This is a genomic window from Giesbergeria sp., assembly GCF_028686475.1.
In the GTDB taxonomy this organism is placed as follows: domain Bacteria; phylum Pseudomonadota; class Gammaproteobacteria; order Burkholderiales; family Burkholderiaceae_C; genus Simplicispira.
Genome location: NZ_JAQUCA010000003.1, coordinates 91,727 through 117,734 on the forward strand (window position 1 = coordinate 91,727; position 26,008 = coordinate 117,734).

The following is a 26,008-nucleotide window of genomic DNA, read 5'->3' on the forward strand; positions in this document are numbered from 1 at the left end:
CTTTTCTGCAAGGCTGCGGGCTAGGGACTTGGTGGGGGCGGCGGCTTTGGGCTACTGAGAATCACTCCACATTCCAGCGGCTTGCAGTTTTGCCTTTGCTTGCTCCCACTGGTGGTATGGCACATCTGTCATCCAGTACGCGCCTGCACGACGCGCCTTGCCTCCAAGCACTTCAGCCACTTGTGATGGCGTAAACTCACTGCCGCTTGCGTTTCGGAATTCGTAAAATGCCCCAGATTTTTTCCATCCGGCTGGCAGATAGTCTGGCGCTGCTTCGGCTGCGTTTTGTTCTGCAACCGCTGCACTATCGACACCATTGCTAGAAACTGCAATGCCCTCGGCTTGAGCGCGTTTGCGATAATTTGTCCAGACTTGCAGCGGATTTCTATCAGGTGGAATCGGATAAAGCAATCCATTCATGGACTCCGAGTTCAATGGCCGCCATTCTGCAAAAGCGTCCTGCACCGCCTGACTGGCACTGGCCTTTGGCGCAAACGGTCTAACACTACGCATCTCACTGGAATGGGCGCGCAAGAAGTCCTCTAGCTGCTCAAGCCGGTTTGTCTTTTGCTCAACTTCTGCATTGCGTTTCGCAACATAGCCGTCGTACCAAGTTTTGAAGTCCGAGTAATTATTGGCAATGGCTACCCGTGCAACTTGGGTGTCGAGTATTGGGTTGTCCACCTTGCCCGTGTAGCGCGCGGTGTCGAGGCTGCCATCTTCTACCTCTTGTTTGGTTTTGCTCTTGGTGGCAGAATCGAATTGCCCCGACTGGCCAGAGAATCCACTGGCCCCATCAACAACCCTACCGGTATGCTTCTGGTTGTTGTCGGGGTTTTTGCTTTTTGTGAACTTCCCGAAGTCGTCCGGATAGGCTGTAACAAGCCAAGTCTTTCCCTTGCCATCCCAATCTAAGCGGATTACGGCCACGCTGGGCGGGGTGTCTGCACGACGCACCAAGTAAGTTCTTGGCAATCCGCCCTCATCTTTTACCAACTCGCCTGTTTTTAATATCTCAGGGATTCGGTTTACCCACTCCATCCCGCGCTTATTGGCGATGTGCAGCAACCCCATGTTGTTGTCGCCATACACAAACCCAATCTTCCCCAGCTCAGGATGAGTGAATGCGTCAGTCACTTCGCCGCGCTTTTCCTGCATCAGCTTGGCAATCGCGCCTTCGGGGTTGTTTTCAAAGCCCTCAAAGATGGGGCCAAACGGGCCGGACTTGGTCGCTTCAGGCTCCATTGCCGCATCTAGCAGCAACCCAACTGAACCTTGCTGTGCTTGCCAGTCCTTCAGCGCCGCTTTTGCGATGGCTGGCGCAATGCGATTGACGGCCTCTTGGTTTTCTACCGGCTTGAAATATGCCACCACTTCGCCGTCAGGCGTTCTGCCGGTGTCGTAATTCATCGCTTCAATGACAGAACTGAACTCGCCGTTTGCATGTTTCACCACAGACACGCGCCAGGCATACACCATCGGCTTTGGCTCTAAACCCAATACGTTTGCATCGTTTTTTGTGATTTTGGTGTTGGTCGTGATAACCCGTGAGGAAACAACTTCTGCATTTCCCGCGCTGAACGGCTGGCTTGACCGATATGGAATATCGCCAAAAAACGGAATGGAAACTGTGAACTTTTCGCCAAACTTGGCTTGTGGCGGCTGGGCTTTCGCGCTGGCTTCTGCCTGCTTTTTGGCTTGTGCGTTAGCCCGTGCTGCGGCAATGCCTTCTTGCAGATTGGTGGGCTTGCCACCGGCTGGCGATGGGGGTAAACTGTTAGCAGAGGGCGCTAAAACGTCGTCGCGGGCACTAGATGCAGGTTCCGGGTAGTTCGGGACAGCGGCGGGATTAGCGCCCTTATTCTTTTCCCACCATGCGTCTAGTGATTTTTCTGTTCCACGGAAGTACGTCACAAGGTTTAGTTTCTTGCGCCCCTTGCTGCCGCCTGCTGCGAAGTCGTAAACCGCGCCATAGCCAGACCCATCCTCCTGCGTGTTCTTGCGAACCACAATCCGGGTCATGTTCTGATTCTGCCCGGGCTTCCCAAGACTGGCATCATCAAAGGTATTCGTTACCTCTGGTAGCCTAGCCCAGTCTGTCAGTGTAAGGTCAGGATGGCGCTTATTGCTCTGACATTCCAGCCTTGTCGGACTTTCTCATAGAAAGCAGACGCTGGAACTCAGCCTCGCTGCCATCGGCATTGAATCGCTCAAGCGCCATCGCATCGGCAGGAATCTTGTCGCGTAACTTTTGAGTCGCCTTTCCAAGAAAAAGCTTGTTCGCTTTGCGTTTTGTAATTGCGGGCTTGTTGCCCTCATTCGTGAGGGCAACATCAGGCATGGCGTTAGTGCGACCCTGCGCCGCCAGCACCGGGGCCAGCTTGTCGGCAATGGCTGTGGGCATCTCCTCGATGCTGCCAGTGGCCAGCGCCTTGGTGGTCTGGGGCTTGTTCAGGCCAGCGGCTTGGGCGGTTTGTTGGCACGCGCCCTGCAATCGCCTGCTCGGTGGGGTTAGAGTCGCTGCCCAAGGCGGCAAAGAGTTGCTCGCGTGATAGGGTGGGAGTCGGCTCTAGCAGGCCGCCTTGGTACTGGTTTTCTTCGGCAATGCGGGCCTGCTGCAAGGCCAATTGCCCCCAGCGGCGCAAGCCTTCGGCCATGCGCTTAGGTGAGCGGATATTCATGCGCCATGAACTCGGCTACCGGGTAGGCTTCCAGGTTCAAGTTCATGTCGTAGTTTTTCACTACATCCGCCAGCTTGAACACCATTTTTTCCCTGAGATTGGATTTTTAGCCATGCGAATTCTCCTCACCGGCTCGACTGGTTTTGTCGGCCAGACCTTGCACGCGGCCCTGACCCAAGCGGGACACAGCGTCTATGGCGGTATCTCGCCACGCCAAACGCCGCGCAATGCCTTGCAAGTGCCGATGGATTTTGCCCGCGATACCGTGCCCGATTTTTGGCTGCCCCGGCTCGAAGGCATGGATGCGGTGGTCAATGCGGTGGGCGTGTTGCGCGACACCCGCGCCCGCCCGATTGAGGCGGTTCATCGCGACACCCCGATAGCCTTGTTTGAAGCCTGCGCCCAAGCCGGGGTACAACGGGTGGTGCAGGTTTCGGCTTTGGGCATTGATGGTAGTACCACTGCTTATGCCCGCACCAAACGGGCGGCAGAAGAGCGCCTGTGGGCCTTGGCAGCCCAGCACAAACTGCGCCCCGCCATTTTGCGCCCCAGCGTGGTGTTTGGCCGAGGGGGTGACAGCACGGCCCTGTTCATGAATTTAGCCCGCTTGCCCGCCGTGCTGCTGCCAGGGCCGGTGTTGGATGCACGGGTGCAGCCGGTCTCGGTACACGATGTGGCCGCAGCCGTGGTGGCTTTGTTGGGCGCACCCCAGCAAAGCGCTTGCATGGTGGAGTGCGTTGGCCCCGAATCCCTCACGATGGGCCAGTTGATTGCCAACTTGCGCCAACAATTGGGCCACGGCTCTGCCTGGGTATTGCGTATGCCGCCGTGGCTGACCAGCCTAAGCGCACGCGTGGGTGATGCGGTACCCCCATCCCCTTGGTGCAGTGAAACCTTGGCCATGTTGGGCACCGATAACGTGGGCGACCCAGCCGACTTAGCCCGCTTGTTAGGCCGCCCCGCCGTGCATTACCGCCAATTGGTAGCTACGGCTTGGCGCTAAGCACAAGAGGGGGCGCTCTCAGTGCGCCTGCTCCCAATTCGGGCCGATGCCCACTTCGGCCAGCAAGGGCACGCGCAAGCTGGCCACTTCGGCCATCAGGCGTGGTACGTGCTGGCGCAACCAGTCCACCTCGGACTCGGGCAGTTCAAACACCAGTTCATCATGCACCTGCATTATCATTTTGATACTGGGCTTTTCAGCTTCTAGCACTTTTTGTACGGCCACCATCGCCATTTTGATGAGGTCTGCCGCCGTGCCTTGCATGGGCGCATTGATGGCAGCGCGTTCGGCAGCGGCGCGGCGTGGCCCGTTGGGCGAGTTGATTTCGGGCAGCATCAGGCGGCGGCCAAACACGGTTTCGACATAGCCCATCGCTTTGGCTTGGGCTTTGGTCTCGTCCATGTACTGCTTCACGCCGGGGTAGCGTTCAAAGTAACGCTGAATGTAGTTTTTGGCTGCTGCCTGCTCAATGCCCAAATTGCGCGCCAAGCCAAAGCCACTCATGCCATAAATCAGGCCAAAGTTGATTACCTTGGCATAGCGGCGCTGCTCTTGCGTTACTTCATGCACGCCCACGCCAAACACCTCGGCGGCTGTGGCCCGGTGTACGTCCAAGCCATGCTGAAAGGCGTGCAGCAGCGCATGGTCGCCGCTCAGGTGCGCCATGATGCGTAATTCAATTTGGCTGTAATCGGCACTGGCAATCACGCAACCGGGGGCGGCAATAAAGGCTTCGCGCACACGCCGCCCTTCTGGGGTGCGAATAGGAATATTTTGCAGATTAGGCTCATTGCTGGACAAGCGCCCGGTCACGGCCACTGCTTGGGCGTAATGGGTATGCACGCGCCCGGTACGCGGGTGCGCCAAAGCGGCCAGTTTGTCGGTGTAGGTGCCCTTGAGCTTGCTTAAAGAGCGGTGCTGCAAAATGCAGGCCGCAATCGGGTGCTCAGGGGCCAGTTTTTCTAGCACTTCTTCATCGGTGCTGCGTGCGCCAGTGGCCGTTTTTTTCACTACCGGCATGTTCAGGGTGTCGAAGAAAATCTCACCCAGTTGTTTCGGGCTGCTTAGATTAAAGGGTTGCCCGGCCAAGGTGTAGGCTTCTTGCTCCAATTCAACAATCCGCTGGCCCAATTGCTGGCTTTGCTGTGCCAGCAGGGGGGCATCAATCAGCACACCGTGGCGTTCTATTTGGAATAGCACTTCACTGCTGGCAATTTCTAATGCGTAAATGGCGCACAGGCGCTCATGCGCGGCCAACAAGGGCCACAGCGTTTGGTGGACTTCTAAGGTTTGGTCGGCATCTTCGCAGGCATAAGCGGCGGCTTTCTCCACCGGCACTTGGGCAAACGGAATCTGGTGTACGCCTTTGCCGCACAGGTCTTCATAGCTGATGCCACTGCGACCCAGATGGCGTTCGGCCAAGCTGCTCAGGTTGTGCGGTTTATGCACTTCCAAAACATAGCTTTGCAGCATGGTGTCGTGGACATAGCCACGCACTTCGATACCGTAATTGGCAAACACATGGCGGTCGTATTTGATATGCTGGCCCAGCTTGGCATGGTGGGCATCTTCCAGCCACGGGCGCAGGCGCTCTAGCACTTCTAACAAGGGCAACTGGGTTGGCACTTCAGGGCCGGTATGGGCCAAGGGGATATAGGCGGCTTGGCCGGGTTGCACACTCAGGCTGATACCGACCAACTCGGCCCGCATCGGGTCTAAGGAGGTGGTTTCGGTGTCGATGGCGACCAGTGCGGCAGCTTGGATTTTCGCCAGCCACGCATCAAACGCTTCCCACGTCACAAGGGTGTCGTAAGCCAAGTTGCGCTGTTCTATGGCTTGCGCCAACTCGGTGGCATTGGGTGGGGCAAATAAATCGCCCTCTAGCGCTTCATCGACAGCGTGGCTGGGTTGCACGGGCGGGCTGGGGTTATCTTGGGCAAACAGGTCGCCACTTTCGCCGCGTGCTGGTGCGGCTGGCTTGCTTGGCGCTTGCGTGGGCATGGCCGGGGCCAGCATCCGGGCCAAGCCTTTAAAGCCGTATTGTTGGTAAAAATCGTACAAGGCGGCACGGTGGGGTTGCTCTAGGCGCAGTGCCTCTAGTGCGGGTAGGCCGGGCAGCCAAGCGGCCAAATCGCAGTCGGTTTTGATGGTAAGCAGCTGGCGGCCCGTGGGCAGCCAGCCCAAACTGGCGCGCAGGTTTTGCCCAACCACGCCCTTAATCTCTTCGGCATGGGCGATGATGGCATCGAGCGAACCATATTGCAGCAACCACTTGGCAGCGGTTTTTTCGCCCACTTTGGGTACGCCGGGCACGTTGTCGGATGTATCACCCACCAGTATCTGAAAATCCACCATCAGCTGGGGGGGTACGCCAAACTCGGCGGTAACACCTGCCACATCGCGGCGCTTGCCTTGCTTCATGGTGTCGATGATGGTGACGCGCTCATTCACCAGTTGGCTCAGGTCTTTATCGCCACTGGAAATAATCACCTCCATGCCTTGCTGCGCCGCCATGTGGGCCAAGGTGCCCATCACGTCATCGGCTTCTACCCCCGGCACCGTCAGCACGCTCCAGCCCAGCAGGCGCACCACCTCATGGATAGGGGCGATTTGGGCGCGCAAATTATCTTTCATTGGCTCGCGCTTGGCCTTGTAGGCCGGATAAATGGCATCACGAAAGGTCGGGCCGGGCGCATCGAACACACAGGCCGCATAATCGGCAGGATGCTCACGGCGTAAGGCTTGCAACATGCTAATCATGCCGTAAATTGCCCCAGTGGCAGGGCTGTTGGGGTCCCCCGGCACGGCCCGCAAATCGGGCATGGCATGGAAGGCGCGGTACATGTAGCTGGAACCATCGACCAGCACCAAAGTTTTAGGCTTACTCATGGGCCTGATTGTGCATGGCCGCGCTGGCGCGGTACAGGGGCCGCCTACAATCGCGCCATGCGCGCTGTTACCCCCCTCTTGCTACTGGCCTTGGCTGCCAGCCCGGCCTTGGCCCAAACCCCTGCTCCTGCTACCGACCGCCCAGCGGCTGCGCCGAAACGGCAGGTAGAACAACGCACCGAGCGTATCCATATCGAAGACGCTGGCAGCAGCGTCGATGAGTTACGCATTGGCGGCCAAACGCAAAACATCACGGTACAACCCAAAGTCGGTGATTTGCCCCCTTACGAAGTGCAACACTCTGACGGGGTACGCAACCGCCCACGCAGTGGGGCCGAAACCAACACCGGCACCCGCGTTTGGAACCTCAAGCAGTTCTAAGCCACAGCTGAAGCTGGCGGCACTGGCTGCTGCAAATTCCGTTTTTTCTCGTCCGTTTTTTCTGGTCTGTTGAGCGATGGCTGTATTTACCCAAGTCCCCCTGAACGATGCGCGCGAACTGGTGCGCCGATTGCAACTCGGCGAGCTGCAAGCCCTGCGCGGCATTGAAGGCGGTATCGAAAACACCAATTACTTTGTTACCACCGACCAAGGCGATTTTGTCCTGACGCTGTTTGAGCGCCTGACCGCCGCGCAATTGCCGTTTTATCTGCACCTGATGAAGCACCTGGCCCACGCTGGCATCCCGGTGCCCGACCCGCGCGCCGACGCACATGGCGAGATTTTGCACAAAGTCTGCGGCAAACCGGCGGCGCTGGTCAATCGGCTGCAAGGCAAAAGCCAATTGGCCCCGCAAGCCGTGCATTGTGCTGCCGTGGGCGATATGTTGGCGCGTATGCACTTGGCCGGACAAAACTACGAGCGCCAACAGCCCAATCTGCGCGGCCTGCCGTGGTGGAACGAGACTGTGCCGGTGGTGTTGCCCTACCTGATGCCCGCGCAAGCGGATTTATTGCGCTCCGAATTGGCCTACCAAAACCATATCGCCGCCTCATCGGCCTATGCTGCGCTGCCCGCTGGCCCGGTACATGCGGATTTGTTCCGCGACAATGTCATGTTTGATGGCGAACAGCTGACCGGCTTTTTTGATTTTTACTTTGCCGGTGTCGATACTTGGATGTTCGATTTGGCGGTTTGTCTCAACGATTGGTGCATTGATTTGAGCAGCGGCCAGCACGATGCAAGCCGTGCCGATGCCATGCTGCAAGCCTACCAAGCCGTGCGCCCGCTGCAAGCTGCCGAGCGCGAACTGCTCAACGCCATGCTGCGTGCGGGGGCGCTGCGCTTTTGGATTTCGCGCCTGTGGGATTTTTACCTGCCGCGCCAAGCCTCCTTGCTCACGCCGCACGACCCGGCCCATTTTGAGCGCGTACTGCGCCAGCGCATCGCCCAGCCTCTGGCGCTCTAAATTTTGAATTTATGAAACTTCGCATCGTCCCTGCCAGCACCGGCCTCACTTGGGTCAAGGGGGGCATCAGCGTGTTCCGTCGCCAGCCGATGGCTATTGCCGCGTTGTTTTTCATGACGATGGCCGCGATGTCGCTGGCCTCCATCGTGCCCTTGATTGGCCCGGCGCTGGCGTTGGGCCTGTTGCCCTCGGCCACCTTAGCCATGATGGTGGCGGCCGCTGAAGCCATGCAGGGGCGCTTTCCGACTCCGGCGGTGCTGTTGGTGGCCTTTCGCACCAGCAAGCAGCACCTGCGCCATATGGTGGTGCTGGGGGCGCTGTATGCGGTCGGCTTTTTGTTGGTGATGGGCTTGTCGGCTTTGGTCGATGGCGGGCAGTTTGCCCAAGTCTATTTGGGCCACATCCCCATGACCGAAGAATTGGCCGAGAGCGATGCTTTCCAGAGTGCCATGTGGCTGGCGATGTTGCTCTATTTGCCGCTGTCGTTGCTGTTTTGGCACGCACCCGGCTTGGTACATTGGCATGGCGTGCCGCCCGTCAAAAGCCTGTTTTTTAGCCTAGTGGCCTGTGGGCGCAACTTTAGCGCCTTTATCTTTTTTGGCCTAGGCTGGCTGGGGGCTTTTGCTTTGGGTGGCGTACTGATGAGCCTGATTGGGGCGTTGCTGGCGGTATTGGGCTTGTTCAGTGCGGGGGCGATGGCTGGCCTGATGGTGGCCTTGGCCATGATCATGGCGGCGATGTTCTTTAGCTCTATCGTTTTTACCTTCCGCGATTGCTTTGAGCCACCCCCACCCGCCCCCGACGTAGATTTGCCCGATACCAAACTCGATAGCGTTTTATAAGCGCTGCCCAGCCCATCACCACCTATCTTAGGGCGCTGGCGTTTTTGGCTGGTAGTCGCAATACGCCGCCACGGCGCATTCCCAGCAACGCGGTTTGCGTGCTTGGCAGACATAGCGGCCCAGCAAAATCAGCCAGTGGTGTGCGCCCACGGCATAGGCAGCAGGCACACGTTTGAGCAGTTGCTGCTCTACCGCCAACGGGGTTTTGCCCGCTGCCAGCCCGGTGCGGTTACCCACCCGAAAGATATGCGTATCCACGGCCATCGTCGGCTCGCCAAAAGCCACATTCAGCACCACGTTGGCGGTTTTGCGGCCCACGCCGGGCAATTGCTCCAGCTCTTGGCGCGTGCGTGGCACCTCGCCGCCGTGGCGCTCTAGCAGGATACGGCAAGTTGCTAGCAGGTGCCGCGCTTTGCTACGGTAGAGGCCAATGGTTTTGATATAGCCCTCTAACCCTTCTTGGCCCAGCGCCAGCATGGCTTGGGGCGTATTGGCCACCGGAAAGAGCCAGCGCGTGGCTTTGTTCACACTCACATCAGTGGCCTGCGCTGATAGCAATACCGCCGTTAATAATTCAAACGTGCTGCTGTAGTGCAGCTCGGTTTGCGGATGGGGGTTGGCCGCTTGCAGGATGGCGAAGAAGGGGGCGATTTGGGAGGCTTGCATGGATAATTTTGGGGCGTTTATTGGTATGGCCTCTTTGCATTAGAATGGAACTACCGCACCAGTGAAAATTAGCGCAGCCGGAAACCCTTCGGGGCCGCGTGGGTTAGAGCGCTTCCACGACTGGTGTGGTTTTTTATTTAGCGGGTCTGACCACCACGCTTCTAGCTCGCATCCGCTCAATGTCGCTCACGTTGGTGCGTCGGAATGACTGCAAAAAAACGGCTTTCCCGGTTTTGGTGGTCTTGATCACTGCGTAGAACCATGCGCCTTGGTCGTGCAATAAACCCAAGTGCATCTCTCTGTCTCGGAACACCTCTCCGTGGTCAAGCATAGCTTGAACGCGGCGGTAGTCTTGCGCCTTGATGTCTGGATGCTCTCTGTATTGCTTTTGGGCCGTAGTCTTTGATAGCAGAAGTAAGGAGGCCTCCGCTGCAAGCACGGCCTTTAAATCATCAGGAATGATGGCAATGGGCCTTTCCCCGTCTATTCCGCCTTGGATGAACAAATCGAAGTCTGCGCTTAAAAATGTAGCTTTTACGGCTTCTGTGTTGTCCATTTCCTGATTCTGCATGATTTCATCCGCCGGGCAGTGTAGGGCTTGGACTGACGCGGGCACAATGCCGGGTTCCATTGTCCACCACCGATTTCTGCCATGCAATTTGCCTCCCGCCTCGATGCCATCGAAACTTCGGCCATCCGCGAACTGTTCAAACTGCTGGGCAAGCCCGGCATCATCAGCTTTGCTGGCGGCTTTCCCGACAGCGCCATGTTTGATGTCGATGGCATTCACGCCGCCACCGAGCGCGCCTTGACCCAAGAGCCGGGCGCGGCCTTGCAATATGGGGCCACCGAAGGTTACCAGCCCCTGCGCGAACAATTGGCCGCCTTTATGGCCAGCAAGGGCGTACCAGATGCCGCCCCCGAGCAACTCATCGTCACCACCGGCAGCCAACAAGCCTTGGACTTGATTGGCAAAACCATGATTAACCCCGGTGACAAGGTGATTGTCGAAGCGCCCACCTTTTTGGCCACCATCCAATGCTTTCGCCTGTATGGCGCAGACCTGATTACCGCCCCAATGGACAGCGATGGCGTGCAAACCGAGGCGCTAGAGCAGCTCATCATCGAGCATCGGCCCAAGCTGATTTACCTCATTCCCACTTTTGGCAACCCCAGCGGTGCCACCTTGAGCCTGGCGCGGCGCAAACGGGTGCTAGAGTTGGCGGCGCAGTACCAAACCTTGGTCGTAGAAGATGACCCCTATGGCGATTTATATTTTGCTGCCGCCCCACCGCCGAGCTTGCTGGCGCTGTCTAGCCAAGTGCCCGGCAGCCGGGATTGGCTGGCGCATTGTGGCTCGTTGAGCAAAGTGCTATCGCCCGGTTTGCGCGTGGGCTGGTTGATGGCCCCAGCTGCCCTGCTGGCCAATGCCGTGATGTGCAAACAGTTTAGCGATGCCCACACCAGCACCTTTGCCCAAGCCGTGGCGGCGCAATACCTAAAAGCAGGCCGGATGCCCACCACGCTGGCCCAAGTGCGCCAAGTCTATGCCGAACGCGCCCAAGCCCTGTGCGATGCCCTGCGCCAGCAATTGGGCGATGCGGTAGAGTTTGTGCAACCACAAGGCGGACTGTTTGTTTGGTTGCGCCTGACGGGTGCCGGTGGCCAAGAGCAGAACGCCAACGCCTTGGCCCAGCGCGCGATTGAACGCGGCGTGGCCTTTGTGCCCGGTGTGCCCTTCTTTGCCCAAAACCCCGACCCAGCTACCTTGCGCCTGTCTTTTGCCACCGCCGATGTAGAAAAAATCCGCGAAGGCGTAAGCCGCTTGGCCCAAGCCCTGCACGCCGAATGAACCGCCTGCAAACCGAACTCCAGCGCTTGTACCTGCTGGAAGATTTTGCCGTGGACAATGCCATCCCGGCGCTCATGGATGCCCAAGGCCGGGTGCGCGCCCTCGTCGTAGAGCTGGCGCGCGCCGTGCCTTGGGAGCAGATAGCCGCCTTTTGGCATCGGGTGCAAGACGATGGCGGCCTGCCACCCCCCGCTTTGGCCGTGTCGGGACGCGATGGTTTCCAGCTGTGGTTCTCGCTGGCGGTGCCGGTGCCTCTGGCCGAGGCGCTGGACGTGGTGCAGTGGCTACGCCAGCAGTATGGGGCCGACCTCGCCCCAGCGCTGTGTCGCACTTGGCCCACACCAGAGCAGCAACACGTGCCACTGGTGCCTGCCGTGCAAAGTGCCACCGGGCATTGGTCGGCTTTTATTGTGCCCGGCTTGGGTAGTATGTTTGCCGATGAGCCTTGGCTAGAGCGCGAACCCAGCCCCGAGGCCCAAGCCGACTTGTTGCAGCACTTACAAAGCATCAGGCCATCGGTTTGGAGCCGCTTGGTGCAGCAGTGTCGGCTTGCGCCGCGCACCTCGCTGGCGCTGCCCACAGCCCCCAGCACAGCCGGGATGAATGCCCACCATTTTTTGCACAGCGTCATGAACGATGCCGCCGTGCCTTTGCCCTTGCGTATCGAAGCGGCCAAGGCGCTACTGCCTTATAGCCATAGGCCGTATCATCGCGCACCTGAGACGTCCATTCCGGGCGAATTTTCCCATTGAAGGACAACTCACCATGCGTAAAACATTCCAACTGCACATCGAAGGCAAGCACCCCGACCGGCTGCTCGATGCCACCAAGCACGAGATTCGCAAATACCTCAAGCGCGAACGCAGCCGCCCCCTGCCCGAGGGCGTAGATTATTGGGACTTTGCCTGCCAGTTTGGCCCTAGCCAAGAAGCGGCCACCCCGATTGGCGTGGGCGAAATCATCGGCGCCGTGGATGCTTTGGCCAAAGAAGGCGGCAGCCAGTTTTATTTGGAGATTCTGGCCGGCCACGGCAAGCGCCAAGCGCCGCCAGTGCGTGGCCCGGTAGAGCCACCGATTGCGGCCCCTTATTTGGGCGAGGACTGAAAACCCGCTGCCTGTGCCGCGCGCAGCTTGTCTTTTTTACTCGGGCGCTTGCCCTTGATGCCGCCATTGCTGGGCGATGCTGCCGGTGCCACCTCCGTCGGTTCAAAGCCAGCGATGTGTTCTAACGGCAAACTCAGGTGCTGGCGCTTTTCAATCAAATGCCAATGGGCTTGGCTGGCGGGCGTGACCAATGTAAGCGCCAAGCCGCTTTCACCGGCGCGGCCAGTGCGGCCAATGCGGTGGGTGTAATCTTCGGTGGAACGCGGCAGGTCGTAATTGACTACCACTGGCAATTGGGCAATATCAATGCCACGCGCGGCCAAATCCGTCGTGACGACCACCTGCCAGCGGTGCGCCTTAAACTCCTCCAGCACTTGGGTGCGCGCGCCTTGGCTCAAATCGCCATGAAACGGCGTGGCAAAAACTTTGGCGCGGTAGAGCTTTTCTGCCACATGTTCCGCAGCGTATTTGGTGGCGACAAACACCAGCACCCGCTCCCAACCTTCATCCTTGATTAGTTTGAGCAACAACTGGGTGCGGCGTTTGTCATCCACGGCGATGGCGCGTTGCAGAATGGTGGCATCAGCGTGGGTTTCATCCTCAATGGCAGCGACTTCAATCCGCACCGGCGCGCGCAACAAGCCCTGCGCCAAGGCTTGCACGCTGTCTGGGAAGGTGGCCGAGAACAACAGCGTTTGCCGCTGTGCGGGCAGCAGCGCCAGCACGCGGTTCAATTCTTCGCTAAAGCCCAAATCCAGCAGCCGGTCGGCCTCATCGAGTACCAATAATTGCACGCTGGACAGGCGCAGTGCGCGCTGTTCCACCAAATCCAGCAGCCGCCCCGGCGTGGCCACCACGATGTCGGCACCGCCGCGCAAAGCCATCATTTGCGGGTTAATCGAGACACCGCCAAACGCCACGACCACCTTGGGCGCTTGTGGCAAGGGCTGGCCCAAACTGCGTAGCACCTCGCCCACTTGGGCGGCCAACTCGCGCGTGGGCACCACCACCAAGGTATGCACGCGGCGCGCACCGCCCCCAGCATGGCGCGCCAGCAGCAGGTTTTGGTGTTGTTGCAATGCTGGTAAGGCAAAAGCTGCCGTTTTGCCCGAGCCGGTGCGGGCGCTGGCCCAGACATCAGCACCTTGCAAAATAGCCGGAATGGCCTGCGTTTGGATGGGCGTGGGCAGCGTAAAGCCCAACGTGCTAACCGCATGGGCCAGCGCGGGAGAGAGGCCAAGAGAGGCAAAAGACATAATGAAAACGGCAATCCAGCAAAAATGCAAGCTTGCATTGTGCGCTATGGTCTAGTGCCACGGTAGCTTGCGCTACATTCGATGGCTACTCGGAGACCGGCATGGATGAATTTGACGAATACACCAAAGCACTCATCATCATGGGGATGATTACGGTATCGGTGGTGGTGTGGTTTGTGGTTGCCTCGTTGGCGGGCGAGTTTTTAGACCACAAGCCAGCCGTGCCCGATGATGCCGAGCCCCCACCCGAAGCCGCACCGACTGCGGCCACTGCGGCAGCAAGCGCCAGCGCAACACGGCCTGCGCTAGACCGTACCCCGGCAGACCCGCGCCTGCTGGCAGCGGTGTCGGCCAGCAATTGGGCCGCCGCGCACCAACTGTTGCGCGCGGGCATCTCACCCCGGGGGGTGGATACCCAAGGGCGCTCCCTGTTGGAGCTGGCCACGCGCAAACACGATGAGCAAATGGTGCAATTGCTCAAAACGCATGGGGCTAAACGCAACGGCTAAATCCAACCATGCAAGCCATCACATTTGCTGGGTGGGTACGTGGTGGCGCAACTCGGTTTGGCGGTTGTTGTTATCCACAAACACCAATTGTGGTTCGTGGGTTTTAACCTGGTCTTCATGCACTTGGGCAAACGCGGCAATGATGAGCAAATCGCCCACACACGCACGGCGCGCCGCCGACCCGTTGACCGAAATCATGCCGCTACCGCGTTGGCCTTTGATAGCGTAGGTGACAAAGCGCTCGCCGTTGTCGATATTCCAGATATGGACTTGTTCGTTTTCGGCAATATTGGCCGCATCGAGCAGGTCTTCGTCAATCGCGCACGAGCCTTCATAGTGCAGTTCGCAATGGGTGGTTTTAACGCGGTGAATTTTGGATTTAAGCAGGGTACGGAACATGGTCAATACGTCCAGTGTAAAAAGCTGGGAAAAGCTGGGTTAATGGCTAATGGGAGGAACAAGAATGGTGGGTGCAGCTGGGGCAGCCAAACTCGGGTAGTCACGGCTGTAATGCAAGCCCCGGCTTTCGCGGCGCATTTGGGCCGAGCGCACAATCAATTCGGCCACTTGCACCAAGTTACGCAGTTCTAATAAATCGCGCGTGACATGAAAATGGGCATAAAACTCTTGGATTTCTTCTTGCAGCAAGCGGATGCGGTGCGCCGCGCGTTCTAGGCGTTTGTTGGTACGCACAATACCCACATAGTCCCACATAAAGCGGCGCAACTCATCCCAGTTGTGCGAAATCACTACGGCTTCGTCGGCATCTTGCACCCGGCTATCGTCCCAGCGTGGCAGGGCCGGAATGAGCGAGCGCGGCGCAGCGGCAATGGCTTGGGCCGCAGCGCGGGCGAACACCATGCACTCTAACAAAGAATTGCTGGCCAGCCGATTCGCGCCATGCAGGCCGGTGCAGGCGGCCTCGCCCACCGCGTACAGGCCGGGCAAATCGGTGCGCCCAGCCAAGTCGGTCAGGATACCACCACAGGTAAAGTGGGCGCTGGGCACCACCGGAATCGGGTCTTTGCTGATGTCAATGCCCAATTCAGCGCAACGCGCCAAAATGTTGGGGAAGTGTTCCTGCAAAAAAGCGGGGCTTTGGTGCGATATGTCCAAATAGACGCAATCGAGGCCGTGCTTTTTCATCTCAAAGTCAATGGCACGCGCCACAATGTCGCGCGGGGCCAGCTCTGCCCGCTCGTCGTGGGCAGGCATAAAGCGCGTGCCGTCGGGCAATTTCAGCTGGCCCCCCTCGCCGCGCACGGCCTCGCTAATCAAAAACGATTTAGCGTGTGGGTGGTACAAGCTGGTGGGATGGAACTGGATGAACTCCATGTTCGCCACGCGGCAACCAGCGCGCCAAGCGGCGGCAATGCCATCGCCGGTGGAGGTGTCGGGGTTGGTGGTGTAGAGATAAACCTTGCCCGCGCCGCCGGTGGCCAAAATGGTTTGCGGCGCGCGGAAGGTAATCACTTCGTCGGTTTGCTCGTCCAGCGCATACAAGCCCAAGCAGCGCTGTCCGGCCAAGCCCAACTTTTGGCTGGTGATTAAATCCACCAAAGTATGGTGTTCAAACAGGGTAATGCCGGGCGTGGCGCGCACCACGTCAATCAATGTGTCTTGCACCGCCGCGCCGGTGGCATCGGTGACGTGGGCAATGCGCCGGGCGCTGTGGCCACCTTCGCGCGTCAGGTGCAGTTGTTGACCTTCTAACGTGAAAGGCACCCCCAAATCACGCAGCCAAGTGATAGCGGCGGGGGCATTTTCCACCACAAAGCGCGTGCTGGCCAAATCGCACAAACCAGCACCAGCGACCAAGGTGTCTTCGATATGGGCAGCAAAGCTGTCGCCATCGGCCAAAACGGCCGCAATGCCGCCTTGCGCCCACGCGCTGGAGCCATCGTGCATGGTGCGCTTGGTAATCACGGCCACGCGGTGCGTCGCGGCCAAGTGCAAGGCCGCAGACAGCCCCGCCAAGCCACTGCCCACAATCAGAACGTCAAAATCGTGTGAAGCCATAAAAAATCAGAATAAAAAAAGAGTACCCAGCAAGGGCACGGCATAGAGGAGGCATCTGGCAGACATCAAACCGGCGTATAGGCCAACCTGACATAAATGGGGGCGAAGGCTTCGGCTTGGGTGATTTCAATCAAGGTCTCTTTGGCCAGCTCTAGCAGGGCAATCAAGGTGACCACCAACACGCCACGGCCTTGGGCCGGGTCAAACAAGGCTTCAAACTCAACAAAGCGCCGCCCTTGCAAGGCGCGTAGCACTTGGCCCATGAATTCGCGCACACTTAACTCTTCGCGCGTGATGCGGTGGTGTTGCACCAAGGTAGCGCGGCGCAGAATGTCGTGCCAAGCGGTTTGCAAGTCGGCCACGCACACATCGGGCAGGCGCTGTTGCAGGTGTTGCCCCAGCGCTGCCTGCGCGGGCCAAAAATCGCGCCCCTGCTGTGGTGCTTGGCCCAACTGCACGGCAGCCCCTTTGATTTGTTCGTACTCTAGCAAGCGGCGCACCAGTTCGGCGCGTGGGTCATCTACCTCGTCACCGCTGTCGGCTTTGCGTACCGGCAGCAACATGCGCGACTTGATTTCAATCAGCATGGCGGCCATGAGCAAATATTCGGCAGCCAGTTCTAGGTTGTGGTTGCGAATTTCGTCCACATAGGCCAGATACTGGCGCGTCAGGGCGGCCATCGGAATATCGAGGATATTGAAGTTTTGCTTGCGAATCAGGTAGAGCAGCAAGTCTAGCGGACCTTCAAAGGCATCGAGCATCACCTCCAGCGCATCGGGCGGAATATACAAGTCTGCTGGCAAGGCAAACAGTGGCTCACCATACAGACGCGCCAAGGCGGCGCTGGTGTTGTGGCTATCTTGTGCAAGCGCTACGGGCGCAGCAAGACCTGCCAAAGCCATATCAGGCACTTTGGCAGACGCATTGGCAGGGGAGCTGCCCATTATTGGCTCATGCCTCTATCGCCTTGAACGCTGGGGACTATGACCGAACCCGCGCCAGCGACCGTACACTGCTTACAAGCCTGGGTTGGGTTGGGCTTGGTAGGGGTAGGGCTTTTGCGCTACGCGGCCAGCATCGTAATCTTGCCAAACCTCGCGGTCCACTTGCTTGTCCCAGAGCAAAGCGCGGCCTGCCACTTGTTGGGCATCCAGCTCGGGGCGCTGCGCTTTGAGCTGGTTGATAAATTGTGTCGCGTCGGACATGTAATGGGGGCGGGCAAAAATAGACATAGACTGGGTGAACCTCTCTGGTCGTAATTTTAATGGGGGATGCGCCATGCCGTCTTTAAAACACCTTGTTCGCCGCTTTGCTATCGGCTGTGCCCTGCTAGCGCTCAGTGCCTGTGACCCGCAGCGTATCAGCGAGCTGGAGGAGGGGCTGTCCACCGAAGTGGACGTGCGCGACCGCTTTGACGCGCCCGATTATGTCTGGGATGAAGGCGGCGGCAGCCGCACGCTGGAATACAACCGCCAGTCCGCCGGTCTGCGTAACTACATGATTACCATTGGCCCCGACGGCAAAATGAGCGCGCTACGCCAAGTGCTTACGCCCGAAAATTTTGCCCGTATCAGCCCCGGCATGGGCCTGGACGAGGTGCGCCGACGCTTGGGCAAGCCAGCCAAAATCACGCCTTTTTCCCTGAAAAATGAAACCCATTACGATTGGCGTTTTTTAGAGCCTCCCAACACCCCCAAGCTGTTTACCGTCATCACCGACCGGCAATTGCGCGTGTTGCGTACCCAAATCGGGCCAGACCCCACCGAAAGCCACGGCGGTGGGGGTTGAACCAGCGTTGCTGTAAAAAAAGCGCCCATCCCCCATCAGGGATAGGCGCTTTTTAGGGTAGGCGCTTGCTGCTTTATTTACGCAGCAGCGCTTTGAGTACGTTTTGCAAACGGCGTGCGCTGCCAGCATCGCTGGCGCTGGCCAACACGGTGGCTACATCCTGCCCCCAGGTTTCGGTGGGTGCTGGGTCATTGCGGCGCGTGAGCAGTTGCAGCTTCAGGCGTTGGCGCTCGGAGATTTGCTCGGCGGGCGAGGGCACATCAGCGGCAATTTCTAACCGCAGCAGCGAGGATGCCGCATCGCCCGTAGCTGCCTTGGCCAAAACTTGTGTCCAGCTGCTACGCACCACCGGGGCCACCCGTGCGCCCAATTCTTGTGCCGAAGGCAACAGCGCCGGGTCGCGTTTTTCCCACGCAGTGAGCAATTGGGTCAGGGCTTCGCCGTGGGCTTGGGCGGCCAGCTTCTTGAGGGCCTGCTGGGCGTGTTCCATCGCTTCGCGTTGGGCGCGGAAGGCGGCATCGCCCAAGCGCGGGCCACGGTCTTCGTAGGCAGGGGCGCGCTCGCGCTCGCCAAAACGGCCAGCACTGCGCGCATCGTCACGCGGACCACGGGCATCGGGACGACCTGCATCGCGGCCGGGGCGGGCATCGCGGCGTTCGCCGGGTTTGCCATTGCGGCCCATAGGGGCGGCAGGGGTCTCTTTTTTCATGCCGGGGCGGTCATCGCCACGCACGGCCACCACTGGGCGGTTGGCGGGCTTGGGCGGCACAGGTGCGGCAGCTTCTGGCGCGTCGGCGGCTTCACCTTCGGGGGCTGGTTCTGTGCTTTCGGGGGCTGCTTCGGCTGTCGGTGCTGGCTCGGTGGTTTGGGCCGCAGCATCGGCATCAGCGCGCGCTTGGGCCTGACCACGCAGGGCGGCTTCTAGGGCCGTCATGGCTTGGCGGATTTGCTGGGCATCGCCGCTGGCATTGGCGGCCTCTAGGGCTTTGGCGGCATCGACCACGGCGCGGTCACGGGCGCTAAGTTCGGTGGCGTGTTTCTCGCGCTCGGCGGTTTTGCGCTGGAAGGCATCGTCAATCGGCTTGCGGAAGGTATCCCACAGCTTTTGCTCGTGCTTGCGCTCCAGTGGCACGCTTTGGGCTTCGGCTTGCCAGCGTTGTTGCAGTGTCTTGATGGCATCAATCCGCAAAGCTGGGGCGGCACCCAGTACGTTGGCCTCTTCAATCATGGCTTGGCGGCGCAGAATGCTGGCCTTTTGCGCCGCCTCTAGCGGTGCCGCTGCAGCACTGATGGCTTGCTTCCACAGGGGTTGCAATTCGGCAAACAGTTTTTCGCCCACGTGGCCACTGGCGCGCCAGCGGTCGGCAAACTGGTACAAACTGCGGTTGACGGCTTTCCAGTCGCCAGAGGCGGCAGGGCTGGCGGCCCAGGCTTTCAGCTCTTCAATCAGGGCCAAGCGTTGCGCTTTGTGTTCAGCCGCTTCGGCGCGGATTTTTTCTAGCCAGGCTTCTACGACTTTGTGGGCGGCGTTGCAGGCTTCGTCAAATTTTTTCCACAGGGCATGGTTGGGTGCGCCACCTTGGTCGGTTTTTTTCCATTGCTCGCGCAGTTGGCGCAGGCTTTCTTGGATTTTGCGCCCACCCAAGGCTTGGCCTTCGGGGCGATGGAGCAGGGCTTCGGCTTTGGCGATGAGTTCTTCGCGCACTTGGTCGGCGCTCCAGCGCTGCCAGCCTTCCAGCTCGCCAGCGGCCACCAAGGCGGTGTGTACCTGTTGCTCTAAGGTGTTGTCGATGTGCTTGCCGTGGTCTTTGAGTACGGCGCGCAGGGCAGCAGCGGCACCAGCGCTGGCTTTGCCGTGGCCTTCGGCGGTTTCTTGTTCTAGCTTGGCCAAGGCTTCGCGCACAGCTTCTACCGCTTTGGCGACGACTTCGGGCGCGGCTTTGGGCTTGGCGACGCGCGCGGGGCGCTCGGTGGCTGCTGCTGCGGCGGCGGCTTCGGTGGGCAGGCCACGGGCGACGCGCAACTCGTCGGCCCACACTGGCACCGGTGGCAGAGGGGCGGCAGCGTCTTCGGCAGCGGCCACGGCTTGGGCCAGCGCCGGTTGGAAAGCATTCCACACCACCAGCAATTGGCTGCGCGAGGCATCCAGCAGGGTTGGGAAGCGCGCCTCGACACTCACCCAGCTGGCATCCCCCGTGAGGGCTTGGGCTTGGTCTTGCCAGTGTTGCACATCGGCACACAGCACTTCGAGGGCGGCTTGGGCATCGCGCCACGATTTGGTGGACAGCACCTCAATGCGCTGGGCCAGCAGCACGGCGGCCTCGCGCTGCACTTGGACGCGGTGTTGCAGGTCTTCAATCACCTTGACGCGCTCGACCAGTTGGGCCTTGAGCAGCGACAGCGGCTCGCGCGAGAGTGGCGCACCCGCCTTGGCGGCATCGCGTTGCCAAGCCAAAGCATCGGCAATATTGAGTTTGGCCCCTTCTAACAGGGCTTGGGCTTTGGCGGCCCATTCAGCGGCAATGGCTTCTTGGTTTTTGGCGCGGCGCAGTTCTTCGATGCGCTCGCGCACGGCTTTGGCCGCACCCTTGTCACGGCCACTGAGTTCTTTGAACACTTCTTGCAATTGCTCGGGGGCGGGCTGGGTAGTGAGCCATTCGCGGATACGTGCAGCCCGCTCGCCCGACGTTGCCGCCGAAAAAGCCCCGCCGGTCAGGGCATCGAGGGGATGCGCTTCAGGGGTTTTGACAGGGGCTGGATGGTTTTCGGGAGCGTCGGACATTTTGTTGCGTGAAAGAAAAGAAAGCATGGATTGTGAAGAAAACGACTGCCTGAAGAAGCTTCTGGGGCAGCACTGGCGAACAAATGGCAGGCCAGCCCGGCTGACCCATGTCGAAGAAAGCGCTATTTTGACCGGTATTTGGCCGGATACCTATCCCACCGGCTTAACGGGCCGCTAAGCTCAGGGTGGCCTGCGGTTTCCAGTCGGCCTGTGCGGGCATTGTTTTGGGCGCGCCCAGAAACAAGCGCTCTAACGGTAAATCGCGCGTGGCCAGATAATCGCGCACCGCCACGGCACGCGCCAGCGCCAGCTCGCGCATGGCATTGTCGGGCACTTGGATGCTGCCAAGCAACACCGCTTCCATCTGCGCCACGGGGACATCTTTGGCCATGCCAATGAGGTTGCGCTCTTTTTTCAGGTCGGCCCGGCGATAGACCTCTTTGAGCAGCAGCGGGTATTCTTCGGCACTGACCGGCGTTAGCGCTTGCCCGGCCTGACCGGCGCGCACGGCTTGGCGGCGTTTTTGCGCCTGCACCAGCTCTTGCAAACGTGCTTGGCGCCAAGCCTCGTCTTCTGCGCCGGTACTGGCTTGGCCCACCACGGTCAGGTTCAAAGCGGGGCGCTCTTGCATGGCTTGGGCGATTTTGTCCAAATTTTGCCTTGCAGTGGGTGTGAGCTGTGGCGTGCCCAAGTCAAAGGCAACGCTGCCCTGTTCTTCAGCGCCACTGAACAAGCCCGCCAACAAAGAGAAAGGGGCCGTGACGGCCTTGGTCACGAGATTGCCCAGCACCTTCAAAATAACCGCGCCCAAACGAAATTCTGGGTCATTGAGCGAGCCGTTGATGGGCAAATCGACATTAATCACGCCATTGCTGTCTGCCAGCAAGGCCGTGAGCAAGCGCAGGGGCAAGCTGCTGGGCGCGCCTTCTACCGGGTCGCCAAACTTTAATTGGTGCAGCACTAACTTGTTACCGGCTGTTAATTGGCCATCGGCTTGCACTTGGTAATGGATGTCCATGTGGAGCTTGCCGCGCTCAATACCATGCCCGGCGTATTTGACGGTGTAAGGCGACAGGGGCGGCAATTCCAAATCGCGCATCTGGCCACGAATGTTCAGCGCCAAGGGTTGTACCAAAGGATTGAGCTGGCCGGTAATTTCCAATGTGGCGGTGCCTTGCGCCCGGCCACGCAGTTCCAAATCAGCCATCTGGGGGGGCATTCCGGGGGCCGCTGGCACAGAAGAAAAAGCACTCAAGCGCCCGGCCAGTCCAGTGATATCGGCGGAATAGTTGGGTTGGATAAAGTAATCAGAAAAATCCACCCGTCCCCCCGACAGGGTGATAGGGCCAATGCGAATGATGGGTGCCGCTGGCGTGGACGTGCTGGACGTGCTGGATTTGCTGCTGGACGGGGTTGCAGCAGTGGCCAGCGCGGTGCTGGCAGACGCGGTGGTGCTGGCTGCTGGGGTTTTGCGCCAATTTTGCAAATTCAGGCGGCCATCTTTTTCGATGATGACACGGGCAAAAAAATCGGCCAAGGCGGTCTCTTGCACTTCGACCTGCAAGGGCTGGGCGGGCACCAAAGCCACCGAGAGGCCACGCAACGCCAGAGATTTCCAATTGAGCAAATTTTCAGCCCGATTGATACGCCAAGGGCCGTGCAGGCTGGGGTCGGGCGCTTGCTCCTCCCAAGCCAAAGTGCGTACACGTACATCGTCCAAGGCGGCATCACCGGCCAGCTTGACTTGGGGGCCGCCAGAGGTTTGGGCATAGTTCATTTGCCCGACAAAGCTGCCATCGACACGGCGGATGTCCATGTTCAAACCGTGCGCCACATAGGGCACCAAGACATGCAGTGGCAACTGTTGCGCTTGTAGCTTGCCTTGTACGGCCAAGGGTGCTAAAGCCAAACTGCCATCGTATTGCAAGCGCCCCGGCTCGGTGCGTCCAGCGCCAATGCGTGCCGCTAGGCTCAAGGTGGTGGGTGTGGCGGGGGCCGCCTGTGCATCCATTGGCGCAAAGTTTTTCAGTTGCACCTGCAAACCCGACACCATCAGCGCTACCGCAGAGCTGGCGGCACCATCCCGAAAGGCCACCGAACCCCCATGCAAGGCCAAATCTTGCCACTGCACCGACCAAGGCTGCGCGGGCGGTGTTGGCGGCGTTGACTGCGGCGCGGCGCGGGCTGTTGGCAGCGCCGCAGGGGCAAGCCACTGCTCGAACATCCAGCGGCCAGCGCTGTTGCGCTCTAGCAACAGGCGCGGCTGGGTCAGGGCCATACTTTGCACCGTGATGCGGCGTTGGCCTAGATGGATTTGGGCGTTTTGTAGCTGCAATTTTTTCAGCTCGGCCAAGCTGTTGGGGCTACGCAGGGCCAAACCGGGCGCAGTGGCGGGTTGGCAGTCGGTTTGCGCGGCGCAGGCCAGTTCTACATCGTCCAAGCTCAATTGCGCGACTTGGGCCACCATGTGGGGGCCATTCCAAGCCAAGCCCACATCGGCATGGAGCAATCCTTCTACATGCGGCAACAGCGACGCAGCCAAATAGGGCCGCCCCCAAGCCAAAGGCAGCGCTTTGAGCGACAGCGCCAGCTGGGCTTGGTGCTGGTTGGCCTTGCCAGTAAATGCCAGTTGTGCCGGTGCGTGCGGGTCGCGCGGTGCCGATAGCTGCATCTGCCCAGAAAACGGCACCGGCTGCTGCAAGGGCCAAGCGATGTGCGTGGCGTGCAAGGCCAGTCCACGCAGGGCCAAACGGGCCGGGGTGGCCAAGCTATCGTCTTGCCAATCGACTTGCGCTTTTTGGAGGCTCAACTGCTCAAGCTGAACCTGCCAAGGCGTGGCGCTGCTACTGGCGTTTTCTGTTTTTTGGCTGCTGGGCCTTGCCGATGGCGTTGCCAGTAGCCAATTGAGCTGTCCTTGTGGGTTGCGATGGACGCGCAGCTGTGGGGCTTCTAGGCGCACAGCGCGCAACTGCACGCGCCGCTCTAGCGGTAGCAGTTCTTTGATGTCTAGCGTGAGGCGCTCTAACGATAACAGTTTGGCTTGGGCGGCATCGTGCAATTGCAATTGGCGCGCCACCAGCTGGCCACTGAGGCGCAGCAGGGGGCTTTGCGCGGTGGCTTCGGGTGCTGCTTGGGCAAACTGTACGCGCAACTCGGCATCGAGCAGTGCCGACTGCAAGCGCACCGGCAAGCTGGCGGGCAAATACGCCAAATAGGGTTTTAAATCTAAACCCGACCAGTGCAAGCGCATCTCGGCTTGGGGCTGTGGGGCAAAAGGCGTAGCCTGCGTGGTGGATGCAAAGCGGCTGCCATTGAGTTCAAACGCCAGCTGTGGCTGCACTTGGGCCGTGCGCTGGGTGGGTAAATTGCTCAAACTCGGGAGCTGCACTTGCAGCGCGCGCAGGCTGTGCGTGCGCCCGATGGTGTCATCTTGAAACTCTATCGCACCGCCACGCAATACCACGTTGTGCAAAGCAAAGGCTGCTGGGCCAGGGTCTGGCGCGGGCGATTGGGCCTGCAAACGCGCCATGATGTCATCAATATCCCAACGGCCAGCGGCTTGTTGGGTGATGTGCAGCACCGGCGCATCTATTTCTAACGCCGTCAGCACCGGTGCCAAATGGCGCAAAGATTGCCAATCGGCATCCAAATACAGGCGTTGCACTTGCAGCAAGGGCTTATCCAGTTCGGGCTGGCGACCTGCAATGCGGATGTCGTGCAGCGTCAGTTGCAAATTCCAAGGCCGAAAATCTACCGCGCCCAGTTGCACCACCCGCCCTAGCCGCTCGGTGGCTAGTTTTTCGCCCAGCGCGCGCAGCAGCGGCGGCAGCGCCAGCCAGCCCAAAACCCACAGCAGCAGCCACAACAACAAGGCAACAAGACCCCAACGCAACCAAAGTTGTAGGCGAAGCGAAAAAATTTGCATGGCCGCATTTTGCGGGATATTGGCAAACCACCTTGAGAAACAGCGGGAAAACCCGCATTCTTAACAACTTTAAAGTATGAAATTGGCACTTTTTAGTATTGACTTGCTATTTAACCCAATCCTAGAATCGCCCCAGCCTGATCACCCATAGGCTCCTATCAACCCCAGCGCTGCCGAATCCGGCTAAGTCAGTTTTGTGCCTTCTTCGGGCTGCATGCCCCGCACAAACTTGATGGCGCAACCATCTAGGCGAGATTGTCTAACTTTGCGCTGCCTCACGAGGGCGGCCAATGCACAGGCCCCCGCCGCTGAGAAAGGAAAGCGATGACAGCGTCGTCAGCAACATGGCTCTCCGGTGTGCATACCTTTGCCACCGATGTGATTACCGGATTTTTAGCCATCGTCCGCAACAGTTTTGCCCTGGTAGGGCTGTTGGTTATTTTTAGCAGCGCTACCTTGGTAGCGCGCCCCGATTTGCGCCAAACCGGCGAAGAACGCCTGATAAGCTGGCTGCAAGCACGCCAAGAAGCCCTGTTAGGCCCGACCGAACCACCGTTAGCACCCAGCGACGGCACTTTGGCCGTCAACCCGAAAGATTTGCCCAAAGAGCAAGCCAAAGTGGCTTACTGGCTGAGCAAAAAATACAAGGTCGCCCCCGAGCCGGTGGGCCTGTTGGTGGCCGAAGCCTATGCCACTGGCACGCGGGTGCAGTTAGACCCGACGCTGATTTTGGCCATCATGGCGGTAGAGTCCAGCTTTAACCCGTTCGCGCAAAGCGCCGTCGGCGCGCAGGGCCTGATGCAAGTCATGACGCGCGTCCATACCGACAAATACGAGCCTCTGGGTGGCAAACTGGCCGCCTTTGACCCCGTAACCAATCTGCGCGTGGGTGTGAAGGTACTGACCGATTGCATCAGCCGCACCGGCTCGGTCGAGGGCGGGCTGGTCTGCTACGTCGGAGCCAGTCAACTAGACAACGATGGCGGCTATGCCAGCAAGGTATTGGCCGAACACACACGCCTGCGCCAAATAGCGGGCCAGCGTAAAGCCCCGGTATCGCCCTTCCCGCTGCTGGCCCAGCGCAAGCCCGAACCGGTTTTGATGGTGCCCACCACAGCAACACCAGCTGCAAGCACAGAAGCCACCGAGGCTGTCAAAGCCATAGAGGTCCCCGAAGCCACCGAAGCCAAAGCCACGCCACCCGCCACGGCCAGCAGCGAAAAAGTGGCCTTGTTGTCAGGTCTTTGAAAGCAGCCGCATGGCGCTAGTGCGCGCTGTCAGCTA

Annotated in this window: 24 protein-coding genes; 11 read left to right on the forward strand and 13 right to left on the reverse strand. The window is 59.5% G+C overall.

The annotated features are described in order from the left end of the window. Nucleotides 1-51: 51 nt before the first annotated feature. The 3 genes from PHX60_RS02900 to PHX60_RS02910 form a co-directional block, all read right to left on the reverse strand. Nucleotides 52-2,022 (reverse strand): hypothetical protein, encoded by a 1,971-nt coding sequence (locus PHX60_RS02900; protein ID WP_300074442.1) that lies wholly within the window; start codon nt 2,020-2,022, stop codon nt 52-54. A 100-nt stretch (nt 2,023-2,122) separates the two neighbouring features. Further along, the gene (locus PHX60_RS02905; protein ID WP_300074445.1) at nt 2,123-2,404 is read right to left on the reverse strand and encodes a hypothetical protein; all 282 of its coding nucleotides are present in this window, start codon (nt 2,402-2,404) and stop codon (nt 2,123-2,125) included. Further along, complete coding sequence (locus PHX60_RS02910; RefSeq protein WP_300074447.1) at nt 2,346-2,681, reverse strand: hypothetical protein; 336 nt, start codon at nt 2,679-2,681, stop codon at nt 2,346-2,348. Before PHX60_RS02910 ends, PHX60_RS02905 begins: the two co-directional genes overlap by 59 nt. Nucleotides 2,682-2,793: 112 nt before the next feature. Here PHX60_RS02910 and PHX60_RS02915 point away from each other — a divergent pair, with 112 nt between their 5' ends. After that, entirely contained in the window at nt 2,794-3,684 is an 891-nt protein-coding gene (locus tag PHX60_RS02915) for an NAD-dependent epimerase/dehydratase family protein (protein ID WP_300074449.1), read from the forward strand. Nucleotides 3,685-3,702: 18 nt separating this feature from the next. On the opposite strand, the gene polA is transcribed toward PHX60_RS02915, so the two are convergent. Next, nucleotides 3,703-6,573 carry a DNA polymerase I gene (polA, locus tag PHX60_RS02920; RefSeq protein WP_300074451.1) on the reverse strand — a complete coding sequence of 957 codons (2,871 nt, stop codon included), beginning with the start codon at nt 6,571-6,573 and terminating at the stop codon, nt 3,703-3,705. A 57-nt stretch (nt 6,574-6,630) separates the two neighbouring features. On the opposite strand from polA, the gene PHX60_RS02925 reads away from it, so the two are divergent. The 3 genes from PHX60_RS02925 to PHX60_RS02935 all read left to right on the forward strand — a co-directional run bounded on the left by PHX60_RS02925 (nt 6,631) and on the right by PHX60_RS02935 (nt 8,823). Next, nucleotides 6,631-6,954 carry a hypothetical protein gene (locus PHX60_RS02925; RefSeq protein WP_300074454.1) on the forward strand — a complete coding sequence of 108 codons (324 nt, stop codon included), beginning with the start codon at nt 6,631-6,633 and terminating at the stop codon, nt 6,952-6,954. Between the two features lie 76 nt (nt 6,955-7,030). Further along, complete coding sequence (locus tag PHX60_RS02930; protein WP_300074457.1) at nt 7,031-7,981, forward strand: homoserine kinase; 951 nt, start codon at nt 7,031-7,033, stop codon at nt 7,979-7,981. Nucleotides 7,982-7,992: 11 nt separating this feature from the next. Further along, complete coding sequence (locus PHX60_RS02935) at nt 7,993-8,823, forward strand: BPSS1780 family membrane protein (RefSeq protein WP_300074460.1); 831 nt, start codon at nt 7,993-7,995, stop codon at nt 8,821-8,823. Nucleotides 8,824-8,850: 27 nt separating this feature from the next. Here the strand turns inward: PHX60_RS02935 and nth are convergent, their stop codons facing one another. Beyond that, a complete protein-coding gene (gene nth / locus PHX60_RS02940; RefSeq protein ID WP_300074463.1) occupies nt 8,851-9,489 on the reverse strand; it encodes an endonuclease III in 639 nt (212 codons plus the stop codon). A 133-nt stretch (nt 9,490-9,622) separates the two neighbouring features. Beyond that, nucleotides 9,623-10,060, reverse strand: a complete 438-nt coding sequence (locus PHX60_RS02945; protein ID WP_300074466.1) for a hypothetical protein — start codon at nt 10,058-10,060, stop codon at nt 9,623-9,625. A gap of 81 nt (nt 10,061-10,141) precedes the next feature. On the opposite strand from PHX60_RS02945, the gene PHX60_RS02950 reads away from it, so the two are divergent. The 3 genes from PHX60_RS02950 to PHX60_RS02960 are packed head-to-tail and all read left to right on the forward strand — an operon-like array spanning nt 10,142 to nt 12,445. Further along, a complete protein-coding gene (locus PHX60_RS02950) occupies nt 10,142-11,341 on the forward strand; it encodes a PLP-dependent aminotransferase family protein (protein ID WP_300074468.1) in 1,200 nt (399 codons plus the stop codon). Continuing rightward, the gene (locus PHX60_RS02955) at nt 11,338-12,093 is read left to right on the forward strand and encodes a hypothetical protein (RefSeq protein WP_300074471.1); all 756 of its coding nucleotides are present in this window, start codon (nt 11,338-11,340) and stop codon (nt 12,091-12,093) included. The genes PHX60_RS02950 and PHX60_RS02955 overlap by 4 nt, the downstream gene beginning before the upstream one ends. Nucleotides 12,094-12,106: 13 nt before the next feature. Continuing rightward, nucleotides 12,107-12,445 carry a DUF6172 family protein gene (locus tag PHX60_RS02960; RefSeq protein ID WP_300074474.1) on the forward strand — a complete coding sequence of 113 codons (339 nt, stop codon included), beginning with the start codon at nt 12,107-12,109 and terminating at the stop codon, nt 12,443-12,445. Here the strand turns inward: PHX60_RS02960 and PHX60_RS02965 are convergent. Further along, complete coding sequence (locus tag PHX60_RS02965) at nt 12,427-13,701, reverse strand: DEAD/DEAH box helicase (RefSeq protein ID WP_300074477.1); 1,275 nt, start codon at nt 13,699-13,701, stop codon at nt 12,427-12,429. The genes PHX60_RS02960 and PHX60_RS02965 overlap by 19 nt on opposite strands. A gap of 101 nt (nt 13,702-13,802) precedes the next feature. On the opposite strand from PHX60_RS02965, the gene PHX60_RS02970 reads away from it, so the two are divergent. Continuing rightward, on the forward strand, nt 13,803-14,210 hold the full coding sequence (locus PHX60_RS02970; protein ID WP_300074480.1) for a hypothetical protein: 408 nt from the start codon (nt 13,803-13,805) through the stop codon (nt 14,208-14,210). Between the two features lie 18 nt (nt 14,211-14,228). Here PHX60_RS02970 and panD read toward each other — a convergent pair whose 3' ends face one another. The 4 genes from panD to PHX60_RS02990 all read right to left on the reverse strand — a co-directional run bounded on the left by panD (nt 14,229) and on the right by PHX60_RS02990 (nt 17,461). After that, complete coding sequence (gene panD, locus PHX60_RS02975) at nt 14,229-14,609, reverse strand: aspartate 1-decarboxylase (RefSeq protein WP_300074483.1); 381 nt, start codon at nt 14,607-14,609, stop codon at nt 14,229-14,231. 39 nt (nt 14,610-14,648) lie between these two features. Beyond that, on the reverse strand, nt 14,649-16,229 hold the full coding sequence (gene nadB, locus PHX60_RS02980) for an L-aspartate oxidase (protein ID WP_300074486.1): 1,581 nt from the start codon (nt 16,227-16,229) through the stop codon (nt 14,649-14,651). A 65-nt stretch (nt 16,230-16,294) separates the two neighbouring features. Continuing rightward, on the reverse strand, nt 16,295-17,131 hold the full coding sequence (locus PHX60_RS02985; RefSeq protein ID WP_300074775.1) for a ScpA family protein: 837 nt from the start codon (nt 17,129-17,131) through the stop codon (nt 16,295-16,297). 114 nt (nt 17,132-17,245) lie between these two features. Beyond that, complete coding sequence (locus PHX60_RS02990; RefSeq protein ID WP_300074488.1) at nt 17,246-17,461, reverse strand: DUF3460 family protein; 216 nt, start codon at nt 17,459-17,461, stop codon at nt 17,246-17,248. A 46-nt stretch (nt 17,462-17,507) separates the two neighbouring features. On the opposite strand from PHX60_RS02990, the gene PHX60_RS02995 reads away from it, so the two are divergent. Further along, nucleotides 17,508-18,017: an outer membrane protein assembly factor BamE gene (locus tag PHX60_RS02995; RefSeq protein WP_300074490.1), complete on the forward strand. Its 510-nt coding sequence runs from the start codon at nt 17,508-17,510 to the stop codon at nt 18,015-18,017. Nucleotides 18,018-18,090: 73 nt separating this feature from the next. On the opposite strand, the gene PHX60_RS03000 is transcribed toward PHX60_RS02995, so the two are convergent. After that, on the reverse strand, nt 18,091-20,799 hold the full coding sequence (locus tag PHX60_RS03000) for a DUF349 domain-containing protein (RefSeq protein ID WP_300074492.1): 2,709 nt from the start codon (nt 20,797-20,799) through the stop codon (nt 18,091-18,093). A 25-nt stretch (nt 20,800-20,824) separates the two neighbouring features. Here PHX60_RS03000 and PHX60_RS03005 point away from each other — a divergent pair, with 25 nt between their 5' ends. After that, the gene (locus PHX60_RS03005) at nt 20,825-20,977 is read left to right on the forward strand and encodes a hypothetical protein (protein WP_300074494.1); all 153 of its coding nucleotides are present in this window, start codon (nt 20,825-20,827) and stop codon (nt 20,975-20,977) included. Here the strand turns inward: PHX60_RS03005 and PHX60_RS03010 are convergent. Then, complete coding sequence (locus tag PHX60_RS03010; protein WP_300074498.1) at nt 20,963-24,724, reverse strand: DUF748 domain-containing protein; 3,762 nt, start codon at nt 24,722-24,724, stop codon at nt 20,963-20,965. The genes PHX60_RS03005 and PHX60_RS03010 overlap by 15 nt on opposite strands. A 324-nt stretch (nt 24,725-25,048) precedes the next feature. Here PHX60_RS03010 and PHX60_RS03015 point away from each other — a divergent pair, with 324 nt between their 5' ends. After that, nucleotides 25,049-25,972 (forward strand): lytic transglycosylase domain-containing protein, encoded by a 924-nt coding sequence (locus PHX60_RS03015; protein WP_300074501.1) that lies wholly within the window; start codon nt 25,049-25,051, stop codon nt 25,970-25,972. Nucleotides 25,973-26,008: the final 36 nt, after the last annotated feature.

Excerpts from the sequence above, each read along its gene's own strand:
- PHX60_RS02960 (WP_300074474.1), top strand. The coding sequence starts at position 12,107 with ATGCGTAAAACATTCCAACTGCACATCGAAGGCAAGCACCCCGACCGG.
- PHX60_RS03005 (WP_300074494.1), top strand. The coding sequence starts at position 20,825 with ATGGATTGTGAAGAAAACGACTGCCTGAAGAAGCTTCTGGGGCAGCAC.
- PHX60_RS02965 (WP_300074477.1), bottom strand. The coding sequence starts at position 13,701 with ATGTCTTTTGCCTCTCTTGGCCTCTCTCCCGCGCTGGCCCATGCGGTT.
- panD (WP_300074483.1), bottom strand. The coding sequence starts at position 14,609 with ATGTTCCGTACCCTGCTTAAATCCAAAATTCACCGCGTTAAAACCACC.
- PHX60_RS02955 (WP_300074471.1), top strand. The coding sequence starts at position 11,338 with ATGAACCGCCTGCAAACCGAACTCCAGCGCTTGTACCTGCTGGAAGAT.
- PHX60_RS02935 (WP_300074460.1), top strand. The coding sequence starts at position 7,993 with ATGAAACTTCGCATCGTCCCTGCCAGCACCGGCCTCACTTGGGTCAAG.
- PHX60_RS02930 (WP_300074457.1), top strand. The coding sequence starts at position 7,031 with ATGGCTGTATTTACCCAAGTCCCCCTGAACGATGCGCGCGAACTGGTG.
- PHX60_RS02970 (WP_300074480.1), top strand. The coding sequence starts at position 13,803 with ATGGATGAATTTGACGAATACACCAAAGCACTCATCATCATGGGGATG.
- PHX60_RS02905 (WP_300074445.1), bottom strand. The coding sequence starts at position 2,404 with ATGCCCACAGCCATTGCCGACAAGCTGGCCCCGGTGCTGGCGGCGCAG.
- PHX60_RS02985 (WP_300074775.1), bottom strand. The coding sequence starts at position 17,131 with ATGGCTTTGGCAGGTCTTGCTGCGCCCGTAGCGCTTGCACAAGATAGC.
- PHX60_RS02900 (WP_300074442.1), bottom strand. The coding sequence starts at position 2,022 with ATGACCCGGATTGTGGTTCGCAAGAACACGCAGGAGGATGGGTCTGGC.
- PHX60_RS02945 (WP_300074466.1), bottom strand. The coding sequence starts at position 10,060 with ATGCAGAATCAGGAAATGGACAACACAGAAGCCGTAAAAGCTACATTT.
- PHX60_RS02925 (WP_300074454.1), top strand. The coding sequence starts at position 6,631 with ATGCGCGCTGTTACCCCCCTCTTGCTACTGGCCTTGGCTGCCAGCCCG.
- PHX60_RS03010 (WP_300074498.1), bottom strand. The coding sequence starts at position 24,724 with ATGCAAATTTTTTCGCTTCGCCTACAACTTTGGTTGCGTTGGGGTCTT.
- nth (WP_300074463.1), bottom strand. The coding sequence starts at position 9,489 with ATGCAAGCCTCCCAAATCGCCCCCTTCTTCGCCATCCTGCAAGCGGCC.
- polA (WP_300074451.1), bottom strand. The coding sequence starts at position 6,573 with ATGAGTAAGCCTAAAACTTTGGTGCTGGTCGATGGTTCCAGCTACATG.
- PHX60_RS02995 (WP_300074490.1), top strand. The coding sequence starts at position 17,508 with ATGCCGTCTTTAAAACACCTTGTTCGCCGCTTTGCTATCGGCTGTGCC.
- PHX60_RS02950 (WP_300074468.1), top strand. The coding sequence starts at position 10,142 with ATGCAATTTGCCTCCCGCCTCGATGCCATCGAAACTTCGGCCATCCGC.
- PHX60_RS03015 (WP_300074501.1), top strand. The coding sequence starts at position 25,049 with ATGACAGCGTCGTCAGCAACATGGCTCTCCGGTGTGCATACCTTTGCC.
- PHX60_RS02910 (WP_300074447.1), bottom strand. The coding sequence starts at position 2,681 with ATGAATATCCGCTCACCTAAGCGCATGGCCGAAGGCTTGCGCCGCTGG.
- PHX60_RS02915 (WP_300074449.1), top strand. The coding sequence starts at position 2,794 with ATGCGAATTCTCCTCACCGGCTCGACTGGTTTTGTCGGCCAGACCTTG.
- PHX60_RS02990 (WP_300074488.1), bottom strand. The coding sequence starts at position 17,461 with ATGTCTATTTTTGCCCGCCCCCATTACATGTCCGACGCGACACAATTT.
- nadB (WP_300074486.1), bottom strand. The coding sequence starts at position 16,229 with ATGGCTTCACACGATTTTGACGTTCTGATTGTGGGCAGTGGCTTGGCG.
- PHX60_RS03000 (WP_300074492.1), bottom strand. The coding sequence starts at position 20,799 with ATGTCCGACGCTCCCGAAAACCATCCAGCCCCTGTCAAAACCCCTGAA.